We start from the raw sequence: 3,427 nt of genomic DNA, 5'->3' as shown, positions 1-3,427 counted from the left end.
CGCCGGCCTCCTCGGGCGCGCGCTCGACGGCGATCGGGTGGCGCAGGCGGTGGAGGCCGCCGCCGCGGCGCTGGAACCCACATCCGATCTTCACGCCAGCGCCGCCTATCGCCGCCGCGTCGCCGTCCTGCTCGGCACCCGCGCGATCGGCGACGCCGTGGCGGACGCGCAGGAAAAAGGAGCCGGCCGATGAAGGTCGCGTTGCAGGTTAATGGGGTGGTCCGCGAGGTGGACGTCGAGCCGCGCAAGACGCTGCTCGACACGCTGCGCGAGGAGCTGCGCCTCACCGGCGCCCATGCCGGCTGCGAGCACGGCGTGTGCGGCGCCTGCACGGTGCTGGTGGACGGCGCGCCCGTGCGCTCGTGCCTCATGTTCGCGGTGCAGGCAGACGGCCTCGACATCACCACCATCGAGGGGCTGGCGCCCGCCGCGGGCGAACTGAGCGTGCTGCAGGATTCCTTCTGCGAGACCCACGGCCTGCAGTGCGGCTTCTGCACACCGGGCATGATCCTGGCCTCGCACGCGCTGCTCGAGGCCAATCCCGACCCCACCCGCGCCGACATCGCCGAGGCCATCTCCGGCAACATCTGCCGCTGCACCGGCTACGGCCAGATCGTCGAGGCGGTGGAGCTTGCGGCCGAGCGCCTGCGCCGGGCGAACGCGCCGCGCGCGGTCGCCGGAGGACGCCCATGAACGCCGAGGCTCCCCCGTTCCGCTTCGTCTCCGCCAACCGCAGGGTGCGCGAGGACCGCCGCTTCGTGGCCGGCCACGGGCGCTACGTGGCCGACATCGCCCTGGAGGGCATGCTGCACGTTGCCATTCTCGGTGCGCAGCATCCGGCCGCCCGCATCCTGTCCATCGACCCGTCGGCGGCCCTCGCCATGCCGGGCGTGCACTATGTGCTGACCGGCGAGGAACTGGCGGGGGCGACCGACCCGCTGATGAACGGCCTCGACACGCCCAACGTGCGCCGCTTCCCGCTCGCGGTCGGCCAGACGCGCTATGCCGGCGAATGGGTCGCCGCCGTGGTTGCCGACACCCGCGCGCTGGCGGAGGACGCCTGCGAGAAGCTGAAGGTGAGCTACGAGCGCCTGCCGTATCTTACCCGCGCCGAGGAGGCGCTCGACCCGTCGAGCCCGCCGGTGCACCCGGCGCACGGGTCCAACGTGCTGCTCGACAAGCCGTTCGTGTGGGGCGAGGTGGACCGGCACTTCGCCGAGAGCCCGCGCCAGCTTTCCTTCCGCGTCACCTGGGGACGCAATTCGACCGTGCCGATCGAGACCTTCGGCGTCGTCGCCTCCTGGGACCCCTGGTCCGAGATGCTGGACGTGTGGGCCTCGATCCAGATGCCCAAATATCCCGACCAAATCGCCCGTGCGCTGCGCATCCCGGCCAACAATGTGCGCGTCCACCACGACGTGGACGTGGGCGGCAGCTACGGCGTCAAGCGCGGCATCAAGCACACGGTGCTGGCCGCGCACCTCGCGCGCCGGCTGGGGCGCCCGGTGCGGCTCCTGGAGGACCGGCTGGAAAACATGCGCGGCGGCGACGCGCACGGTCCCGAGCGCATCTTCGACGTGGACGTGGCGTTCGACGACGACGGGATCGTGCGCTCCATGAAGATGCGGGCGCTGGACAATGCCGGGGCCTATGCGGGCCGCGCGCCGTTCCAGCTCGGCAAGCCCATCGGCGCCATCGTCGGCCCCTACAGGATCGAGAGCGTCGCCTACCGGGCGCAGTCGGTCACCACCAACAAGGCGGTGCAGGAGGCGGTGCGCGGCTTCGGCCAGTCGCCCACCAACTATGCCATCGAGACCGCCCTCGACCAGGTGGCGCGGGCTTGCGGCCTCGACCGCATCGAGGTGCGCCGGCGCAATTTCATCCGCAAGGAGGAATTCCCCTATCTCATCCCGAGCGGCACGCGCTACGACAGCGGCGACTACCACACGGTGGTCGACAAGGTGCTGGCGCACGTGGACTACGCCGCCCTCGTGGCCGAGCGCGACCGGCTGCGCGCCGAGGGCCTGCTGGCCGGCATCGGCATCGCCGCGTGCCTCGAGCCGAGCGGCGGCAATTCCGCCTTCGAGCCGCTGCTCAACGAGAAGAACGAGACCACCACCTGGATGGAATCGGTCCGCATCAATGTGGACGGGACCGGCTGCGTCGCGGTCACCATCCACACCACGTCCTCGGGGCAGGGGCACGAGACCCTGGCCGCGACCGTGGTTGCGGAGGTGCTGGAGATCGACCCGGACCTGATCCGCGTCGTGCGGCCGGATTCGCTCGCGTGCCTGCCCTCCAACACGCCGGTGGGCAGCCGCATGGCGATCATGATGGGCGGCGCCTGCTTCCACGCGGCGCAGAAGCTGAAGGCGAAGCTGCTGCGGATCGGCGCCCACCGGCTCGGCCTCGCGCCAGAGGCGGTGCGCTACCACGGCGGCAGCGTCGGCGCGGCGTCGGGCGGGCAGGCGCTCGACTGGGCCGCTCTGGTCAACATCGCCCACCGCAACTTCCACCTCCTGCCGCCCGACACCGAGCCAGGCCTGGAGAGCACCCATGTGATGCAGGTGCCCACCGGCGCCAGCCTGCCGAAGGACGGGCGGGTGCAGATGTATCCCTGCCACTCGTTCGAGTTCCATCTGGTGCTGGTGGCGCTCGATCCGGTGCTCGGCAAGCCGGAGATTCGCCGCTACGTGATCGGCCACGACTGCGGCACGGTGATCAATCCCCACATCGTCAAGGGCATGACGCTCGGCGGCATCGCCCACGGCCTGGGCGCCGCGCTGCTGGAAGAGTTCGTGTACGACGAGGAGGGCCAGATGCTCACCCAGAGCTTCATGGACTACCTGCTGCCGTCCTCCCACGAGATGCCGAAGGTGGAGATTGTCCACCACTGCACGCCCTCGCCCTTCACCGTGTTCGGGCAGAAGGGCTCCGGCGAGAGCGGCTATCTCGGCGCCCCGGCGGCCATCTCCGGCGCCCTGAACGACGCCGTCGCCGATCTCGGCCTGTTCTTCGACAAGCTGCCGATCCGCATTTCCGCCATCAGCGACGCCGTCGCCGCCGCCCGTGTCCGTTCCAGCGAAGAGACGACCTCATGATCATCGACTGCCATGCCCATCTCGTGCCGCCGAGCCTGCTGGAGGCCATCCGGGCCGATGCCGGAAAATTCCCCTCGGTGCGCCTGATCGAGGACGGCGCCAGCCTCGGCTTCGCGTTCGCGGGCGGCAAGCCCACCCGGCCAGTCTCCAAGCCGCTGAGCGACATCGCCGCGCGGCTGAAATGGATGGACGAGCAGAAGATCGAGCGCCAGATCGTGGCGGCTGGCGTCGACATGTTTCGGCACGAGCTGCCGGCGGAGGAGGGCGCCCGCCTGGGGCGCGGCTCGCCAACGCGCACCTCGCCGCCGCCGCCAAGCCGAGCCATC

General features: G+C 70.7%; 3 protein-coding genes and 1 pseudogene. All 4 read left to right on the top strand.

Annotated elements, in window-relative coordinates; translation table 11 throughout:
• Nucleotides 1–193, top strand: a pseudogene (locus AC2W7M_RS22265) (FAD binding domain-containing protein); the annotation flags it as partial.
• The gene (locus AC2W7M_RS22260) at nt 190–693 is read left to right on the top strand and encodes a (2Fe-2S)-binding protein (protein WP_486134994.1); all 504 of its coding nucleotides are present in this window, start codon (nt 190–192) and stop codon (nt 691–693) included. The pseudogene AC2W7M_RS22265 and the gene AC2W7M_RS22260, both read left to right, overlap by 4 nt.
• Nucleotides 690–3,101 carry a xanthine dehydrogenase family protein molybdopterin-binding subunit gene (locus AC2W7M_RS22255; RefSeq protein ID WP_486134992.1) on the top strand — a complete coding sequence of 804 codons (2,412 nt, stop codon included), beginning with the start codon at nt 690–692 and terminating at the stop codon, nt 3,099–3,101. The genes AC2W7M_RS22260 and AC2W7M_RS22255 overlap by 4 nt, the downstream gene beginning before the upstream one ends.
• Nucleotides 3,098–3,427: hypothetical protein (locus tag AC2W7M_RS22250; RefSeq protein WP_486134991.1), on the top strand; the 330-nt coding region annotated here is incomplete at its 3' end. The genes AC2W7M_RS22255 and AC2W7M_RS22250, both read left to right, overlap by 4 nt.

It is taken from the genome of Xanthobacter sp. BG11Y11_SDJG, from assembly GCF_057364445.1.
The sequence above is the reverse complement of the archived record's forward strand: the minus strand, read 5'-3'. Positions and strand labels throughout refer to the sequence as shown.

What these genes read in the sequence shown, in the direction of transcription:
- AC2W7M_RS22260 (WP_486134994.1), top strand. Translation starts at nt 190, where the DNA reads ATGAAGGTCGCGTTGCAGGTTAATGGGGTGGTCCGCGAGGTGGACGTC.
- AC2W7M_RS22255 (WP_486134992.1), top strand. Translation starts at nt 690, where the DNA reads ATGAACGCCGAGGCTCCCCCGTTCCGCTTCGTCTCCGCCAACCGCAGG.